Annotated in this window: 17 protein-coding genes and 1 pseudogene; 4 read left to right on the top strand and 14 right to left on the bottom strand. The window is 37.1% G+C overall.

The window, feature by feature from the left end:
- Positions 1-5: 5 nt before the first annotated feature.
- From AC1VS3_RS05735 to uvrA, 8 genes are all read right to left on the bottom strand, one after another.
- Positions 6-554 carry a thermonuclease gene (locus AC1VS3_RS05735; RefSeq protein WP_008690586.1) on the bottom strand — a complete coding sequence of 183 codons (549 nt, stop codon included), beginning with the start codon at positions 552-554 and terminating at the stop codon, positions 6-8.
- A gap of 37 nt (positions 555-591) precedes the next feature.
- Complete coding sequence (whiA, locus tag AC1VS3_RS05730; RefSeq protein WP_008690584.1) at positions 592-1,530, bottom strand: DNA-binding protein WhiA; 939 nt, start codon at positions 1,528-1,530, stop codon at positions 592-594.
- Between the two features lie 5 nt (positions 1,531-1,535).
- Positions 1,536-2,483, bottom strand: a complete 948-nt coding sequence (locus AC1VS3_RS05725; RefSeq protein ID WP_008690583.1) for a gluconeogenesis factor YvcK family protein — start codon at positions 2,481-2,483, stop codon at positions 1,536-1,538.
- A gap of 3 nt (positions 2,484-2,486) precedes the next feature.
- A complete protein-coding gene (gene rapZ / locus AC1VS3_RS05720) occupies positions 2,487-3,341 on the bottom strand; it encodes an RNase adapter RapZ (RefSeq protein ID WP_008690580.1) in 855 nt (284 codons plus the stop codon).
- 850 nt (positions 3,342-4,191) lie between these two features.
- Entirely contained in the window at positions 4,192-5,115 is a 924-nt protein-coding gene (gene trxB / locus AC1VS3_RS05715) for a thioredoxin-disulfide reductase (RefSeq protein WP_008690574.1), read from the bottom strand.
- On the bottom strand, positions 5,094-6,566 hold the full coding sequence (lgt, locus tag AC1VS3_RS05710) for a prolipoprotein diacylglyceryl transferase (protein ID WP_008690572.1): 1,473 nt from the start codon (positions 6,564-6,566) through the stop codon (positions 5,094-5,096). The genes trxB and lgt overlap by 22 nt, the downstream gene beginning before the upstream one ends.
- A gap of 10 nt (positions 6,567-6,576) precedes the next feature.
- Positions 6,577-7,521, bottom strand: coding sequence for an HPr(Ser) kinase/phosphatase (hprK, locus tag AC1VS3_RS05705; protein WP_008690570.1), 945 nt, complete (start codon positions 7,519-7,521; stop codon positions 6,577-6,579).
- A gap of 14 nt (positions 7,522-7,535) precedes the next feature.
- Positions 7,536-10,349 carry an excinuclease ABC subunit UvrA gene (gene uvrA / locus AC1VS3_RS05700; protein ID WP_117547957.1) on the bottom strand — a complete coding sequence of 938 codons (2,814 nt, stop codon included), beginning with the start codon at positions 10,347-10,349 and terminating at the stop codon, positions 7,536-7,538.
- A gap of 161 nt (positions 10,350-10,510) precedes the next feature.
- Between uvrA and AC1VS3_RS05695 the strand changes: the two genes are divergently transcribed.
- The 4 genes and pseudogenes from AC1VS3_RS05695 to AC1VS3_RS05680 all read left to right on the top strand — a co-directional run.
- On the top strand, positions 10,511-11,002 hold the full coding sequence (locus AC1VS3_RS05695; RefSeq protein ID WP_117547956.1) for a hypothetical protein: 492 nt from the start codon (positions 10,511-10,513) through the stop codon (positions 11,000-11,002).
- Positions 11,003-11,050: 48 nt separating this feature from the next.
- Entirely contained in the window at positions 11,051-11,530 is a 480-nt protein-coding gene (locus AC1VS3_RS05690; protein WP_008690567.1) for a sigma-70 family RNA polymerase sigma factor, read from the top strand.
- Positions 11,517-12,305, top strand: a complete 789-nt coding sequence (locus tag AC1VS3_RS05685; RefSeq protein ID WP_481275545.1) for an anti-sigma-I factor RsgI family protein — start codon at positions 11,517-11,519, stop codon at positions 12,303-12,305. The genes AC1VS3_RS05690 and AC1VS3_RS05685 overlap by 14 nt, the downstream gene beginning before the upstream one ends.
- A gap of 67 nt (positions 12,306-12,372) precedes the next feature.
- A pseudogene (locus tag AC1VS3_RS05680) lies at positions 12,373-12,456 on the top strand (IS3 family transposase); the annotation flags it as partial.
- A gap of 41 nt (positions 12,457-12,497) precedes the next feature.
- Here AC1VS3_RS05680 and AC1VS3_RS05675 read toward each other — a convergent pair.
- From AC1VS3_RS05675 to pulA, 6 genes are all read right to left on the bottom strand, one after another.
- Positions 12,498-13,466: a hypothetical protein gene (locus tag AC1VS3_RS05675; protein ID WP_481275544.1), complete on the bottom strand. Its 969-nt coding sequence runs from the start codon at positions 13,464-13,466 to the stop codon at positions 12,498-12,500.
- 37 nt (positions 13,467-13,503) lie between these two features.
- Positions 13,504-13,701 carry a hypothetical protein gene (locus AC1VS3_RS05670; protein ID WP_008690564.1) on the bottom strand — a complete coding sequence of 66 codons (198 nt, stop codon included), beginning with the start codon at positions 13,699-13,701 and terminating at the stop codon, positions 13,504-13,506.
- 322 nt (positions 13,702-14,023) lie between these two features.
- Positions 14,024-14,251, bottom strand: a complete 228-nt coding sequence (locus AC1VS3_RS05665; protein ID WP_226896999.1) for a hypothetical protein — start codon at positions 14,249-14,251, stop codon at positions 14,024-14,026.
- A 767-nt stretch (positions 14,252-15,018) separates the two neighbouring features.
- A complete protein-coding gene (locus tag AC1VS3_RS05660) occupies positions 15,019-15,873 on the bottom strand; it encodes a DegV family protein (protein WP_132225438.1) in 855 nt (284 codons plus the stop codon).
- Positions 15,874-16,005: 132 nt separating this feature from the next.
- Positions 16,006-16,860, bottom strand: a complete 855-nt coding sequence (locus tag AC1VS3_RS05655; RefSeq protein WP_008690561.1) for a DegV family protein — start codon at positions 16,858-16,860, stop codon at positions 16,006-16,008.
- A gap of 264 nt (positions 16,861-17,124) precedes the next feature.
- Positions 17,125-19,242, bottom strand: coding sequence for a type I pullulanase (gene pulA, locus AC1VS3_RS05650; RefSeq protein WP_196029811.1), 2,118 nt, complete (start codon positions 19,240-19,242; stop codon positions 17,125-17,127).
- Positions 19,243-19,373 lie beyond the last annotated feature (131 nt).

Genomic DNA, 19,373 nt, shown 5'->3' with positions numbered 1-19,373 from the left:
AGGTTCTATTGTATCATATTTTTATGACGTAAAGACGACTTTTTCGCTTTTTTATGAAAGCCATAATAGAGCAGCATACCTAACCATAAAAGAGTACATATTCCAAGATATATAGGCCCCTGAAAAGGATAACGTTTATGTTTTTTTTCTATCGTTGGTTTTGCCATCGTCTGTGTTGTTTTTGTTTCTGCTTTCTCCATTTGTTCCTCATATACATATTCAGGATTGCGTATTAATATATAAGCAAGACCCTGTGAAAGCAATTCTTCTTGTATAAGCGTTCCATCCGCAAACAGATATACACTTAACTTTTCATTAATTTGTGTCGTAGGATCTATTTCCATTGTTACATGATCTGCCTCCATTAAAATAGAACAGGTTTTCTTCCAAGCATTCTCATTTTTTAAATGGATATTAAATAAAGAAAGATTTAATTTACTTCCTTGACTCTCTGCTATGATCTGATCTTTTTGGCAGTCACTAATTTGTACTTCATAAGGCGTATTATGTAGAAAAGGAAAAAGTGCAGCTATTAGTATCATGAAGATTTTCATATCATCACCCTTTTTAGTCTGCACTTTTCTATTTAATTTATACCTTGCGGTACTGGTCGGCCATTTCCTTTAATTTTGCCAAGCGATGTTTCATGCCCGATTTCGATATGGTTTCATCATATACATCTGCGCAATAATCACATAGCTCTAAAAGGCTAGCTTCCGGTAATTCCTTTCGCGCATAAGCAGCATGCTGAAGCTTTTCAGGCAATGCCTCTAAACCACGATAATTTTCAATCCATTGAATATCTTCCAATTGTTTTTTTCCCGCTGCCATACTTTTCATCTCATTTGCCAGCTCACAATTATCCAAACGTGTCAATGAGTTCATGAAATCTCGTTGAATACGACTATCTTCAAACGTAAAGACTGCATCACTTGCGCCGATATAACGAAGAAAATCACCAATCTTATCACTAGCCTTTAGATAGATTACATCTTGATTGCGGCGTTTGATATATTTTGCCGGCAAATCAAAGCGGTTCATCAGCTTTTGAATAAACTTTGCCAACCCTTCATTGTTGGTACTAATTTCTAAATGATAATTTGCTTTATTCGGTGAATTAACGCTGCCTCCAGCCAAGAAAGCTCCTGCTAAATATGCTCTGGCACAGCATTCTTTACGCAACATACGGCTAGATGGATGAGCCTGCAAACCTTTTTCGGTGAATATTTCCAAATCCTTTAAGATTTCCATTGCTTTATTTTCCACACGTATCACATAGATATTATTTTTTTTCAGTTTCATCTTTTTGATAACAGAAAGTCGTGTAGTTACATCATAACGTTCTTTCACCAATTTATAGATACGTTTCGCCGTTGTGGGATTTTCTGTTTTAATTGTCAGATGCACCCCATCACTAGTGAAATTCATCGTTGAACACATTTGTAAAACAGCGCTCAATTCTGCTTTCATACAGCAAGGATGCAACTCATTCGCCGCTATTTCCGATTTAACTTCCGTCGTAAAAGACATCTACATCATCCTAACTCTTTTTCTATAACTTCCTGAATTACATCTCTAATCTTATCTGAATCATGACGAATCAGCTGATCTTCAAAACTTAAGACATCACGATATAATATTTCATAATCATGCTGCTCTTCCTTTACCTTGACCGGTTCACTTCCCATAGCTAAATATTTATCAAGTAATTCTTTGCTGACAACATTATTATGCGTAATGACAATATCTACGGCATCCGCAAAGGAATGACGCTGTAAAGCCCGAATATGATCTTCAACTGAGAAATGATCTGTTTCTCCCGGTTGTGTCATCGCATTACAGAAATATATCTTTTTTGCTTTATTTCTTTTTAATTCATCCACCACACCATTGACAATCAAATTAGGCATAATGCTTGTATACAAGCTGCCAATGCCGTAGAAAATGATGTCCGCTTCATGAATGGCTTGTAGAGCTTCTCTAGTAGCTTCAACATCATCTTGATAAAAAACCTTTTCAATACGGTTGGAAAACTTAGGGATATTACTTTCACCGCGAACAATCGTTCCATCTTCCATAATAGCGTAAAGCGTAATGACCTGTAAAGAACTCGGTATGATATTTCCACGCACTTTTAAGAATTTTGAAAAGGCACGGATGGCCTCCATAAAACTACCGCTTGTCTGTGTTAAAGCAGTCAAAATCAGATTGCCTAAATTATGACCGCCGACATCACTGTCATCCCCGTCAAAGCGAAAATTCATCAGCGAGGTAAACATCGTTTCTTCCTCTGCCATAGCACACATCACACTGCGGATATCCCCCATAGCGGGGATATGAAATTGTCTGCGAATACGACCTGTACTGCCACCATCATCTGCGACGGTCACAATAGCGCTCAGGTTAATGTCAGGAATCTGTTTTAACCCTCTCAGCATAACCGATAACCCAGTGCCCCCGCCAATGACTGCTACATTTTTCATAGTTTAACCCACTTTCTTATCACGGTGTGATTTATAACAGGTATATTGATCACGATAATGAGAATACAGCCAATTGGTAATTGTCACACTACGATGATGCCCACCGGTACAACCGATCGCTACCATAATGTGACTCTTATTTTGGTTTTTATATTGTGTGAAAACAAAATCTAAAAAGTTTTTTAAATGTCGGACATATTCTTTTGTCTGATCAAAACTCATCACATAATCATAAACCGGTGCATCATCACCCGTTTGTTTCTTCAGTTCCTCTATATAATATGGATTTGGTAGGAATCTGACATCAAAAACTAAATCTGCATCCATAGGAACTCCGTGTTTATAGCCAAAGGATACAAACGAAATAGAAAAGACACGGCGACTGTCTAACGCCAGCTTTTCCATCAACATGCTCTTTAATTCATGTTGATCCAATTTCGTGGTATCAATATGCATGATGGCATGTTCGCTTAAGGCATCAAACATATCGCGTTCCAATTCAATTGCCTCTTCTAAGGTTTTGGCCTTATGAAAGATGATCATGGGATGATGACGTCTTGTAAATTTGTAGCGCAATAGTAACTTCTCATTGCTGGCATCTAAAAAAACAATATGAATATTCACATCGATATTCTCAAAATACTGTAAAAATTTAGGATAATCCATTGCTGTTGTTGCCAAGGCAATGTTTTTATAGCGTGGATCCGGTTCGGTGTTGATAATTTTTCCCAGTGATGCAATTAACTGTACAGGGAAATTATCAATACAGTGATACCCCATATCTTCCAGAATACCCATGGCAGTCGTTTTACCTGCTCCAGACATCCCGGTTATTAACACAACATTCTGTTCATTCATCTGTATCACCTCGCTATAAGTTTACCACAGCGAGCACACATTCGCTACTTTTTCTCACAAAAGAATCCTCTTTCCCTAATCATAAAAAAGAAGCTGTTTCCTTCTTAGTAATCGGATAAAATCAATTACACGTAACAGCTGCTTTTACTGATTTGCTCTTTATCGAAAATGATATTTATTCTTGCTTTTCACTCAACTCTCCGCTTTTCATAATTAAAACTTTGTCGCAAAGGCAATCAATATCTTCTTTATTGTGACTGGCAATAATAATTATGCATCCCGCATCTCTTAGTTTTTTGAATAAATCTCTAATTCGATAAATACTAATCTCATCCAATGCATTTGTAGTTATGCAACAATGTTTCTACACGATAGAATTTTACAATCATGAAAACCGTTTTAATCACATTCGCAGTTAAGGCCATAATGAATGAACACCCTACAAGCGCCGGGAGGCATTTTTTGAAATATTGTGTTCTTGTCATACGCGTTATTTCAAATGATTTTATTGGTGGGATAAAAATTAATATAAATAAAAGAAACATCAAAATATCTCTTGTGAAAAGACTTGGATCTAATCCTGTAAATATATTAATTTCGTGTTCACTTAATACTTCTCCATAAATTCTATAAAACACAAGATGCCATCTTGTAATTAAAAACAGAATATAAAAAATATAGGTAACTGTAAAAGTACTTATTTGTCTTTTCCACATTTGGTTTCACCTTTCTTCCTGTAAGAAAACTATAGCACAAAAAAAGCGATTCTTATGGTGATGTCTGAAATAAGGATATTCTTGTCTTAAATAAGAAAAGTCATATCTTTTTTACGGATATGACTTCTTTACCATTATAAACCTTTTATAACATGAAAGGCATGCTGTGCCGCAATTGCACCATCATTGGTTGCCGTTACAACCTGACGTAATTGTTTTTCAATCACATCACCTGCACCGTAAATACCTTTTACCTTTGTTTCACAGTTCTCGTCCACAACCATATAACCACGTTCATTTAGTACAGGCAAATCTGCTAAGAAAGAAGTTGCCGGATCTAAACCAATATATGGGAAAATGCCATGTGTCTCGATTGTTGTTTCAATACCTGTATCAACATTTCTTACTTTTAATCCAACCACTCGATTTCCATCATCTATAACAGCAATTGGAATGTGTTTTGGAATGACATGGATTTTAGGATTCTCTCTAATTGCTTTTTGTACGATACTGTCTGCCCGAAATACATCTCGACGAATTATGATATTCACGCGGTTTGCAAATTGCGTTAAGTAATTTGCCTCTTCTAAAGCCGAATTACCGCCACCGATGACACAAACTTCCTGATTGCGGAAAAATGCCCCATCACACACTGCACAATAGGATACACCACGTCCGATATTTTCTGCTTCGCCTGGAATCTTCATCATACGCTCCTGTGTTCCGGTTGCGACAATAACAGCCTTTGCTTCATATACCTCACCATCATCACAGATAACTTTCTTATAATCTCCTGCATCTTCTACCTTGATAACATTTCCATACAGATATTCTGCACCGAATGCCGTAGAATGTTCAAACATATCACTAGCCAGTTTAGCACCGTTTGTTTCTATGGTTCCCGGCCAGTTACTGATTTCATTTGTCTTTACTAACTTACCTCCGGGGGCTCCCATCTCCAGCATAGCCACTTGTAAGCCGGCACGGCTTCCATAAATAGCAGCACTCATTCCCGCAGGGCCAGCCCCGATGATAACTAAATCGTAACGTCGCTCCATTCGTGATCCTCCTTTACCAAATTGATGATCTCTGTCATGTCATGTATTATAGCACAAGGTTTTTCTGCTTTCATCTCTTCTGCTCTTACCTCTTCATATACAAATGCGACGGAATAAGCAGCCATCTTCTTACAAGCCTGTATATCGGTCGGAGAATCTCCTATGTAAATAACATCATCGTGCGGCACATGGAGTTTTTCACATGCTTCCAAAATACCAACTGGGCTTGGTTTGGGCTCGCTGATTTCTTCACCACCTAAGATGACCTCAAAATATGCTTCTAAATCAAATTGCGCTAACCCCATCTTCACGATATCCAACAGCTTATTCGACATGACTGCTAAAGGATAATCATGTTCCTTCAGATAGGCAAGTGTTTCTTTCACATGCGGTATTTCCGTTACATATTCATCATGATGTGCATGATTAAACGCACGATAATAGGCAATGATTTCATCAACTTTTTCGGCATCAAAATAACGTAAAAACGATTCTTTTAATGTCGGCCCTAAGAAGGAGTGCAATTCCTCATCCGTTAAGGTATGCTCTGGCAGATACTTTTTAAATGTATGGCGAAAAGAAGCAAAAATAAGTGCTTTTGTATCAACAAGCGTACCATCTAAATCAAAGATAATAGCAGGCTTACGGCGCTTAAATGGCCAAATGTTTTTAAACAGGCGGTCAAAGACACCAAGTATACCTAAGACACCTAATACGACCCCAAGCAAAGACACGACTTGTGCGATACGTAAAGGTCCAAGCATTAAAGAGTCGGTTCTCATTCCTTCCACAAAGAAGCGTACCATACCATACCATGCCAAATAGGCAAAGGCCAGATCACCACGTTTTCTTCTGCCATATTTTTTATAGACAAAGGTAATCAAAAGGAAGCCGACGATATTACCGACACTTTCAAACAAAAAAGTTGGCTGACGATAATATCCGTCAATATACATCTGATCTTTTATAAAGGAAGGCCAATGGGCATAAAAGTCACCACTGACAATTTGTCCATAGGCTTCTTGATTCATAAAATTACCCCAACGACCAATCGCCTGAGCTAGCATTAAATTAGGAAATATAGCATCTGCAATGCGCAAACCATCTATCTGATGACGATGGAAATACCAGACACCAAATAAAGTTCCGGCGATTACTCCACCATGAATCGCCAATCCACCTTCCCATATATAAAAAGCGGAAATAGGATCTGCAGCATATAGATTATTCCATTCAAAAATTACATAATACAATCTTGCCCCAACGATGGCAATCGGCAGCATTAGCAGGAAAAAATTTTCAAATATTTCTTCTTTATAGCCCCATTTGCGAACTTGGCGTAAGGTCAGATAATAAGCTACAAAGGCACCTGTCAAAATGATGATGGCATACCAAGTTATCTGAAACCCACCAATGGCAATAAAAGTTTTCATATCAGGAAAAAACGTCATAACACCCCTCCTAGTTCTCTTGCTTATTGCGTTCAATATAATCTAAAACGCGTTGTTCAAATTCTTTTGCGCTGTCCATACCCATTTCACTCAACATGAAGTTGGTCACGGCAGATTCAATAATCACTGCCATAGAACGTCCTTCACGCACAGGAACAACGATTTTCGGTATTTCTACGCCGAGGATGTTTTCGTGTTTTTTATCTTCTATGCCAACACGATCATAATCCTGATCAGGATCCCATGGTTCTAAAGTAACCTGAAAGTTGATTTCTGTTTTTGGCAATACCGAACTTACGCCAAACATGCGTGCCACATTAATTACACCAATACCACGGATTTCCAGCATGTCTCTTAATAATTCCGGTGATTTACCAATAATCTTATTATGAATACGATAACAATCCACACGATCATCCGCAACTAATAAATGTCCGCGTTTGATCAATTCCAAAGCAATCTCACTTTTTCCCATGCCACTTTCACCGCGAATGAGCACACCTTTTCCATAAATGGATAACAAACCGCCATGCAGACATTCACTGGTTGCCAGTTGTTCATCCAGAAAAGCTACCATATCGACGATTAAGCGCCAAGTCGGTGAAGCAGAGCGAAAGATCGGAAAATTCTTTCGCTTTGCACATTTTCGTAATAATTCCGGGCATTCATGATTTTTTGTGATAATCAATGCCGGAGTTGCTTCATTGGTAATAAAGTCAAAGGATTTTCGCTGTTTTGCGACACTCATCGTCTGAATATAAGCGATTTCCTTATCGCCTAATACCACCAGTCGCTTTACTTGACTGTTTTCAAAAAATCCTGCCAATTCAAGACCGGGACGATTTGTATCCGCGATGGAAATCGGGCGATCCAATGATTTATCATTTCCGGTAATCTGTTCAAAGTTAAATGCTTCCACTAAACGACGTACCGGGCAGCTGATTTTTTCTTCCATGATGACATCCTTTCCTACAGAACTTTTTTCAGATATTGTCCTGTATAGCTGTTTTCCACCTGTGCAACTTCTTCCGGCGTACCACATGCGATGATCGTTCCACCTTCATCTCCGCCTTCCGGACCAATATCGATCACATAGTCAGCTGATTTGATAACATCGAGATTATGTTCAATAACCAAAACAGTATCTCCATTGGATACAATGCGCTGTAATACTTCTAATAAACGTTTGACATCATGACTATGTAAACCAGTCGTTGGTTCATCCAACACAAACAATGTCTTACCAGTAGCCTTACGCTGTAGTTCACTTGCTAATTTCACACGCTGTGCCTCTCCGCCGGATAATGTAGTTGCACTTTGCCCCAGCTTAATATAGCCAAGACCGACATCTTTTAAGGTTTGCAGCTTATGTTTAATTTTATGCATATTTGCGAAAAAGTCAATTGCCTCTTCCACGCTCATTTCCAAAACATCATAGATGTTTTTTCCCTTATAAGTAACCTGTAAAGTTTCATCATTATAACGCTTACCGCCACATTCTTCACAAGGTACATAAACATCTGGCAAGAAATGCATGGAGATACGTAGGATACCATCTCCCTGACATGCCTCACAACGTCCTCCTTTTACATTAAACGAGAAACGTCCCTTATCATAACCACGCATCTTTGCTTCCGGTGTCTGTGCAAACAGGGCACGAATATCATCAAAGACTCCGGTATAAGTCGCTGGATTACTTCGTGGTGTACGACCGATTGGGTCCTGTGAGATATCAATAATTTTATCAATGTTCTTAATACCTTTGATTTTCTTATGCTTTCCTGCTTTGATACGCGTTCTTCCTAATTCATGCATGATGCCCTTGCTTAAGACTTCATTCACTAGTGATGATTTCCCACTGCCACTGACTCCGGTAACAACAATAAAGGTTCCTAAAGGAAATTGCACATCGATATTTTTCAAGTTATTTTCACAAGCACCGATGACCTCTAACTTTTTCTTATTACCTTTGCGTCGCTCACTTGGTACTTCAATTTTCATCTTACCACTTAAATACTGACCGGTAATGGAATTAGGATCCGCCATTACTTCTTCCGGTGTTCCGGCAGAAACAACTTGTCCGCCATGAATTCCGGCACCCGGACCGATATCGATGATATAATCACTTGCCCGCATAGTATCTTCATCATGTTCAACAACAATCAAGGAGTTTCCAAGATCTCGCATATCCTTTAACGTATTGATCAAACGATCATTATCACGCTGATGCAATCCGATACTAGGCTCATCCAGCACATATAATACCCCACTTAAGTGAGAACCAATCTGCGTTGCTAACCGGATGCGCTGTGCTTCTCCACCGGATAAAGTACCTGCTAAACGATCTAAGGTCAGATACCCCAAGCCGACATTATTCAGGAAACTCAAACGTTCACGTATTTCTTTTACGATTAATTTGGCAATTTCTTCTTCCTGTTTTGTCAGTGTTAATTCTTCCATAAAGATAGCTGCCTGACGCACTGACATCGTCGTCCATTCATAAATATTAATGCCACCGACACGCACGCTTAAAGCCTGTTCATTTAAACGTCGCCCGCCACAGGTCGGACATGGTGCTTCTGCTAAGAAGGTCGCATACCATTCCCGTGACATCTGTGAACTGGTTTCCATATAACGTCGTTCGATCAAGGTACATACACCTTCGATAAACTCCGTTTTTTTCATCACATTCCCACTGCGTGATTCAAGTTTATAAGAGATCAGATCTTTAGAACCATACAAGACAATATCCAATTCTTTTTTGGTAAAATCTTTGATTGGTTTATCAATACTGATATCATAATAGTTTAATAAAGCCGCAAATTTTTGCCATTCCAGATTTTCCGTATTAACAATATTCTTATAATAAACGATACCACCCTGACGTATGGATTTTGTACGATCCGGTATCAGATATTCAACATCAACCTTTTGGGTAATACCTAACCCTTTACATGTATCACATGCTCCAAAAGGTGCATTGAAAGAAAACAATCGAGGTTCTAGTTTAGGAATGTTAAACCCACAATATTTACAAGAATAATTACTGGAAAACAAGACTTCTTCATGGTTATACGTAACTACTGCCAAGCCATCACTCATCTTTAATGCCGTTTCTAATGAATCATGCAACCGTGAACGATCGCTTCCTTTTACGATACGATCAATCACAACATCAATATTATGTTTCTTATTTTTCTCTAATGCCTCGACATCTTCCAATAGCTTCATTTCACCATCAACTCGCACGCGAAGATACCCTTCTTTACGTAAATGGTCAAATAAATCCTTATGCGTCCCTTTTTGACCATGGACGGCCGGTGATAAAATCGTTAAACGTGTCTTATCTTCCAGCTCCATGATTTTATCTACCATCTGTTTAATTGTCTGAGATGTAATAGGTTCATTATGCGTAGGACAATACGGTACACCGATTCGGGCATACATCAAACGCAAATAATCATAAATCTCCGTTACGGTTCCAACCGTTGATCGCGGATTATTACTCGTCGTTTTCTGATCGATGGAAATGGATGGGGATAATCCTTCAATAGAGTCTACATCCGGTTTTTCACTATTGCCTAAAAATTGACGGGCATAAGCACTTAAAGACTCCACATAACGTCGTCTTCCTTCGGCATAAATCGTATCAAATGCCAAAGATGTTTTTCCTGAACCGGATACTCCGGTCATAATGACAAATTTATCGCGTGGTACCTTAATATCGATATTTTTTAAATTATTCTCACGGGCACCTTTTATATCTATATAATCATGGCTCATATTTCTACCTCCAAACAACTACTATTATACATTAGTATGACCTTTTCGCCTAACTTTTCGCATTCTGAATCGCATTATTTTAAAAAAAATAATAAATTTGAAAGGTTTTATAAAATAGCATCGTGTTATAGGTGTACAAGGTACACAAGGAGGAATTTATTATGAAGAAGAAAAAAACAGTCGTCGTGATTGCAGTCGCTGCCACCCTTATGCTTTCAATAACTTTATTGAAGGCAAAAGCTGACACCTTTCCACATTTTGGTGTTCATCATGGTTATGAAACACATGAACATTGTGACAATACACAAAAGCATAAAGAAACACACCATGCGATATCTCAAAACAAGGCATCTGTGAAAATAGCCACCCCAAAACAAAAAAGCCCTCTTACGCCAACAACGGTGTCTACAAATACTACAAATACGCGTTCAGTAAGCAATAATGATTCTTCGCAAAGTAGAAATCAGCAGCCTTGCGCTAACGAGAATGGACAGTGTCAAAACAACAACCAAACCTTATGCCCAAATTGTCAAAAGCAACATCGTACACAGACACCATGTCCAAACAAAGGAAACTACCAAATGAAACAAACACGTAGCGGAAGAAGTAATCACACTGCTTGTAATAGAGGATATCACGGAAATCACCACTAGGCAAAACAATTAGAATTCAGTATACTAAGAATAAGGGATGAGGAAACCATGCGAAGTGAAGAGGAATTGAGGACAGCGATTCATCGTTATGCGGACATGATTCGCAAAATCTGTTTTATCCATATGAAACAGGAGAGTGATGTGGATGATGTTTTTCAATCTGTCTTTTTGAAATATGCGAAACAATCAAGCTTTCATGATGATGAACATGAAAAGGCATGGCTGATTAGGGTGACCATCAATGAATGTCATGATACTTTAACTACATGGTTTCGCCGTAAGGTCATTTTGAGTGATGAATTGGAAAGTTATGCACCCAGTGTTACTTCTATGCATTCCACAATGTTGGATGCTGTTCTTCATTTGAAACCAAATTATCGCAATGTTATTTATTTATATTATTATGAAGGTTATAAGATTCGTGAAATTGCAGATATTCTGCAAAAGAAAGAAAATACGATTCATACCTGGCTGAAACGAGCAAAAGATGATTTGAAAATCATGCTGGGAGGTGATGATCTTGACTAATCCATTAAAAGACTTAGATCAGCTGCATGCCAGTGAAGAAACGAAAGAAAAAACATTACAGTATGTTTTATCAAAACAACGTCATAAGAAAACATTGCCAATATGGCAAGGAGCACTCGTATGTGCGATCAGTGTTTTGTTGGTTATGCTTTGGCAGCCTTGGAAAGTTGATGATCTTCCAACAAAACCAACTTCACCGGCAGCCATTGCCTCAACCATCACCTTAGATGTGAATCCAAGTATGGAATTATCTGTGGATGCGCAACATCGCATTTTACAAACAAAAGCTTACAATAAAGATGCGAAACAGATTTTAGCGAGCATTGATCTTAAAAACAAAGAACTTGATGAGGCATTAACTTTATTATTTGCGAATGCTACCTATCAGAAATATTTAGCAAATGGTATCTTGGAAGTCGGTATCTATGCCGATGATGCAGCTCTGCAAAAAAGTCTAGAGGAAGAAATTGGCGCTTATCTGAAAAGCAATGCTACGGCAAAACGATATCACTGTGCATCTATTGATTCCAAGACACATGAAGCGGCCAAGACGCATCATACAAGTCAGGGCAAATATCGTGTGATTGAACAAATACGTTCTTATGATGCAGCTTATACAATTGAAGAATTGTCAAACTATAGTATGAAAAAATTATATGCGCTATTAGAACAATACGATGATACCGCTGTACCTGAAGGCTGTCATAGTGATACTGCACATGAGAGCAATCAGAAAACACATCATCAAAACCGTCGTCATGGCAATCATGATTAGTCCCTATAAAAGGGACTTTTGTATTATAAAGTTAGGAGTTAAATCGATTTAATTCCTAGCTTTTTATTATAATACACAAAGAATCACAGTAAAATTAAAAGGATTAACTCCTATACAATATAGGAATCAATCCTTAATCAGTCGGGTGTGATAATCTGTGTCCAACTTTATGGGTTCACTTCAATCCTAAGACTAACTGCCCTGATTGTAATGAAGTGCTTGTATTTTCTTTATCACTTCTTGTCTGTAATTTTCAATATCTAAAGTCCTTTTTCTACCCGCTGTTAAGTGCATAATCGGTAAATCAATTTTTTCAAGATCATTCAACAGCAATAGCGGTTCTTCAAAAACGCAAAACGATTGTCCCGTTTGATAATTGTTGCTTTCTTGATAAATTCTAAAATCCTCGAATAAAAATTCGTTTTGAGGAAGTATGATATTTTTCGCTTCTTCTTTATACAAGTACCTTGCAAAGTTATACAATCCAAATGCAAAAAAGGAAATTTTTCTTGTAAACGGATTTTCGCCATAATCTTTTGATTTTTTATGTGCTTTACAGAGATTAGCTAATTCCAATGAAAATTTCTCCCAATCTTTTTCAAACAATGAAAGGAAAGTGCTTATCACTGCCATTTCTTCTGATGTATGTTTTCCTTGCAAAAATCCTTTGCTTTCTTCAATCACATATTGTTTCCACGCAGGTTCTTGATAATACAGATACATCACTAAATTTGTAATACTGCACGCAGATTTTAACCCATTCTTACTAAGTCCGTTTTCTTTTGGAAATATATTTTCAATATCACGAAAGCGGTTTGCACAGAATATATGCGGTAAAACATTCCAAGCGTAAATGGAATGGTCGCAACTGCTGTTTGTTATTGTGAGTTGTCCCCATGTTACTGCCGAATTGAATGCATTATTTAAGTAGCTCATATCCTTTTCTTGTAATGCTAGATAACTTCCTAAATAAACAATCTTTTTTCCGAAATTTTCATGCAATAATTTCAGCCATATAATAATTTGTTCTTCTTGCTTTTTACTTTGACAGTATTTCATATATTTCTTTAATCGCTCATCAATATATGCGTCCATGTTGGCATATCCGAACATTTTATCCACATTTTGTAAATAAAGTTTTATAAGTTCCTTTTTATCCATAGAGTCCCTCATTTCACTTGTAAAGTTCCGATGTTTACTATATAAATGCTTTAAGACCAAGTAAAATAAGCACAATAGCTATTACTGGAACAGGCATTATACAAATAAGAAATACATTTAATTTTTTCTTTGCCTCGTATGTATCTTCTTGTTTCGTTTTTTTGATTTTTTGCAAAACAATAAATGGAAAAGAAAGAAAAATAAGAACACCTATTAAAATCATTGCAATATTCATTTATATAATCCTCCTTGATAAGTTTATATATTTGCCATGTGAAATAGATACTTTTTATATCACACCTTATAAAATGCAGTTTTACCTTGTAAATACAACGTTTTACGTTTGTAAATGTCTATTGTCTTTTGTTTTTTCTGCCCCCCTTGTTAGATAACGGGGGCTTAATCTTCGCTCGCCACAGGCTCACTCACAGACGAAGTGAACCAGCCACTTGCAAGACATGGCAGAAAAATCCGAGAGATTTTCCTGCCACCGTGTCTGGATCACTCCGTCTCTACAACTAATAATATAGCATAATATAAAACGGGAATTTTTCATATTACTCAACTACATATCCATATTCTGTATGTGGTAAATATCTTACAGTTATTTTATCCCCTATATCACTACCTGTTCCCCAATACTTTAATGAATGTTCTTCTCTCGTTTTATCATCTCTAATATGTATTCTTCTTTCACTATTAGAGTTTTCTCCAGACATTGAGCCTTGTGTGACTTCGCCTGTAACTTCAACTAAATCACCAGAGAGTAAATAAGGTATATCCAAACAACAAGGAACAGTTATCAATATACCGAAAATCTGTGCCCATTATGAATAAAGATTTATTCTGTTTTTTTCCAAAGCCAAACATAAAAAACCTCCTTAGATAAAAAACAAATTGTTTAAAAAATTTATTTATATTTCAATAAGATTATAACATTTACCCAGTATGTAGTCATTACTTTTCTGCTATCTGTCATAATATTTTTTATCCCATGTCTTATCAAGAGTGCAAGCATTGCTTACGCAACAGGCTCTTGACAATTCATGTTCTAAAAAATGATTAATAGTCAAGCAGAAAAAGAATACTTATGCTGTATCGTACCAACAAAAAAGACATCTCATATTCTGTATGAAATGCCATTTTTGCTTTTTTATGCTGTTTTCTTTGTCGTATCAAGGTTCTTTCAATCGTAGTAAATTAGTGGTAAATTTCTTTTATTTTTCGTTTATATTACTTAAAATCCCTGTGATTATGCTGATAATCAGATTTTTGCTCTTTTTTTCACTGAAAAAATGAAAATTATAAGGCAAACCATTTAACATAAGATCAATAATTTAACATGCATCTAGGTTTTGATGAAATGAGAAACCCAAACCTTATTTCAACGCTTGACACGATATTATTGGAATACTAACTTTTAAAAAAGGCTTGAAAAAGTTCTTTTGGGCACATGGCTTTCATATAAAACACATGAAAAAACAGGATTTGATTGATTTCATCTTCTCCTGTTTATTCTAATCTTTAGCACGTAAGTTATTGGTCTTTTTCCTTACTCCTGTATCATTTTAAAATATTGTACAGCCTGACAGCCTCTGCCGGTATGTACTCCCACGACACTTACCAGCTTAATGATTTGATGCTTTGCATTAGGAAAGGCTGCTTTGATCTTATTCATATAATATTCTGCTTCTACTGCATCATCCGCATGTGCGACTGTTATCATATAACTATCATCCACATGCTCATTACGCATGATTTCAATCGCCATATCCATTGCTTTATGCATGGTTCTGACCTTATCCACAACATCAATTTTTCCATTGGTTTCTTTATTTATTTTCAGAATTGGTTTGATTTTTAATAATCCCCCTAAGGTTGCGGCCAACGGTGTTAATCTTCCGCCACGCTTTAAATGCTGTAGATCATTAGGCAACAACAAAGTATCTGTCGTATCCACGATACGAGATAACACATCTTTGATTTCTTGAATTGTCTTGCCTTCTTCATGCAGCCTTTTGGCTGTCTTTATCATATATTCCTGTACCACCGCCGTAACATGACAATCAACATAAGCAAATGCTAAACCTACTGTTCTGGCACACATTTCCATAGCGTTAATCGTACCGCTTAGTCCACTGCAAATCGGTACGGCGAAAATTTGTTCATATCCATCATTTTTTAAATGTTCAAATAAAGCTTCAATTTTCCCAAGTGAAGGCAATGATGTAGATAGCATCACCCCATCACGCATAAGTTCATAAATGCGGTCAATACTTAATTCTTCCAGATCTTGATAGTTTGTATTGTCATAGCTCACCTGTAAAGGTACGCTGAAAATACCTTCCTTTGCTAATTCTTCAACTGTTTTACCTGTTCCACTGTCTGTCACAAACGCTGTTTTCATGGTAAACCCCTCCAATATCTAACACATATTATACTTTATTTCATAGAAGATGAAAAGCCATTCGCCAGAAGTTGTCATTCTTCTTGGGATGGCACGTAAAAAGAGGAGGCTTCCTCATTCCTCCTCAAATGTTTACATTTTAACTTTGCGGATGTATTGTATACCCAAGCATCCTAACCCGGTGTGACAAGAAATCACAGCACCAATGAGCCCAAAATAGAGTTCCATTCCAGGGAAAGCCTCTTCCATCAAAGTTTTCAGCTTTAACCCTTCCTCTTCTGAACCACTATGTAAAACGGTTAAGGTATACGCATCATCAAGCTTTGTTTCTTGAAATGTAGTAACGGCTTTGCTCATCGCCTTTGACATCGTACGCACCTTGTCAAATACATCAATTTTACCTTGTGAACCTTCATCCAGCTTTAAAATAGGCTTAATTTTTAACAAACCACCTAAAGCAGCTGCTAACGGTGTTAATCTTCCGCCACGTTTTAAATGCTGTAAGTCGTTAGGAATGATCAATGTATCACTATGTGCCACACTATCCTGCAAGCGTTTCACTATTTCTTCTGCCGCAACCTCCTGTTTTACTAACTGCTGCGCGCATTTTGCTAAGTAGCACTGTATATTACAAGTAGAATACGTTTCAATAATATGCAGCTTCAGTTCACATTCTTTCGCAACTGCATGCATCACGCTGGATGTTGAAGATAAGCCACTTGTTAAAGGTATCGCGATTACATCTTCATATCCATCTTTTTTTAATTTATGGAATAATTCTTCAATGATTCCCATTGGCGGCATTGATGTTGTCGGCATTTCACCTTGTTTCAACATCTCATATATTTGTTCTACCTGGATATCCACCCCGTCCAGATACATGTTGTCGTTTACAATAATTTGCAATGGCAGATAATAGATACCCAAAGCATCTGCCTGTTGTTTATTTAATCCGCTTCCGCTGTCGGTTACAATCGCTGTTTTCATAGGTAACCCTCCCTTTCGTGTACGGCTTATCATTACATTTCAGGTTATCAAACAATCCTGATTTGCTTTTATATTATAACAGATGAAGTTTGAATGTCAAACGACAATTCGGAAAGGATGTATATGCCCATACTAGATAGCATATATCTAGATACCTTTTATTATAAAAAGCTTACCCCTCATAATAAAACGTCTATTGTCATACATACCACTAGCATCACTTAAAGGAAACTTTAGGTACATTTACAATAGACGCTTTTTTCATCAAAGCTTTCTGGTAAAGACAATGACACTGTATGGTTCTACATTTACTTTCTGAATCAAAATATCCTCTGCCTTGCCATTGTAATACAATAATTTATAAGCCGTATTCATATCGTGAGTGAAATACTCCTGTGAAGGATTGAACAGAATGATCATTTCTTCTGTATCATCTAGCAGTTTGTAAATCAATGCCTTATTTTGGATGGTATCAAAATGCACATGCTGTTCTACATCCTCCTTGCGGCAATAACGCAGACAGGCATGTGTTCTACGCAGCTTAATCAGCTCTTTTGTACATTCCACGATGTCTTGATACTGATTCCGACGCAGATAATCTATTTTATTTATCTCATCACTTTCTTCATACGTATTTGGTAATCCATGCTTACTACGGGCAAATTCTTGACCGCTGTGTAAGAAAGGAATCCCTTGTGCTAGTAAAACCGCCGCAATCATCATCTTATGCTTTGCGATGCGGATATCTTTGCTATCTTCCTTACAGCATTCTTTCAATTTATCCCAGCTAGTCATATTATCATGACATTCCACATAATTCACAACATTTCGAGGATTGGCAAACATAGCTTCCATTCCTTCATTTGTACAGCTGGCACTTAAACAGTTTTTCATAATATCAATCAGATACAATGCGCCACTGCAATATCCTTTTACATTCACTTCATTGCTTGCCGTGCGGCCTTTTACAACATCTCGGAAACGATCAGAGAAATGTGCGATAAATGGCATTTGAGCATTATTGCCAATGCTTGCACGCTGACGGAAATCTAAGAAACTTGGCATATCCCAACCTTCCCCATAGATCATAAAATCTGTATTAATTGCGCAACATTCCCGATAGACGGCATTCATGGTATCAATATCTAAAATGCCCATGAGATCAAATCGCAATCCATCGATATGATAAGTTTTTACTAAGAATTTGCAAGCATCGATAATATATTTAGCACACATGCGACGTTTACTGTCTACATCATTCCCACAAAAAGTACCATTAGAAAAATCGCCTTGCTCATTCATCTGAAAATAATAACTAGGGACCGTCTTGTCAAAGAAGCTTTCTTCCTTATCATATACATGATTAAAGACTACATCTAAATTGACACGAATGCCTGCTTTATGGCATTCTTCCACCAGTTTCACAAATTCAAATATACGGCTATAAGGGTTATTCGGTTCACTGCTGTAACTGCCTTCAAAGACCCGATATTGGACCGGATCATATCCCCAATTGTAATGTAATAATGGATAAATTTCATCAACAGATCCAAAATCCATGACCGGCATCAGCTGTACATGTGTAATGCCTAATGATTTTAAATAAGAAAAACCCGTCTGCATGCTTTTTGTTTGTTCATTTTCTTCCACAAATCCACGAAAAGTTCCAGGACAGCTTACTCCGATATTGCTTTGCATCGTAAAATCACGCACGCTTGTCTCATACACAATTGCATCACATGAACTTTGCAATGGCGGTAAAGGATAATCCTTTACACGAATCTTTGCCAAATCAACAATAGCCGAACGTCTGCTGTTTTCTATGGAAGATACACCATATGGGTCAATGGTCTCTTTCCATTCGCCATTTACTCTGACAAGGTATACATAGGTCGCATTTTCTAAATTTTCTAATATCGAATAACGAAATACCCCATGTTCACTACGTTTCATCTCATACGTATACGTAACATCATTTTTCATGATTTCTAACTTTACACGATAAGCTGTAGGTGCCCATAATGCAAAAGATGTGGCTTTTTCATTATACGTATAACCTAAATCATCCCCATCATAATAAAACAATTCATCAAATTTCGCTGTTTTTACAACAGCGCTGTATTGTAAAACGGTAGCGCGTGCATGTTGATGCACTACATAATACTCATTTCCTATTTCAATTGAATCATAAAGAGCCAACGTATATTTATTGTAATTGCTATGAGTTGTTTCAATAGACTGAATATGGAGATCATAAATATGTCCTCTGGTGTCTTTCAAATAAAACTTATTACTGACACCTTCATAGCTGTTACGAGACATAAATACAGTTATCTTATCAAAGTCATCCAGATAAGCTTCATAATATTTCTGTTGTCGCATATTTTATCACCTTGACCTTATTATAACAGACTTTCTTCTTTTTATCATTCTCAAGTGGAATTTCCTAGCAAAGCACCTTATTTTAATATCATTTCCGGCTAAAAAAGCTAACGGCATCTTTTCATCGTTTG

The organism is Longicatena sp. (assembly GCF_982403165.1).
The sequence above is the reverse complement of the archived record's forward strand: the minus strand, read 5'-3'. Positions and strand labels throughout refer to the sequence as shown.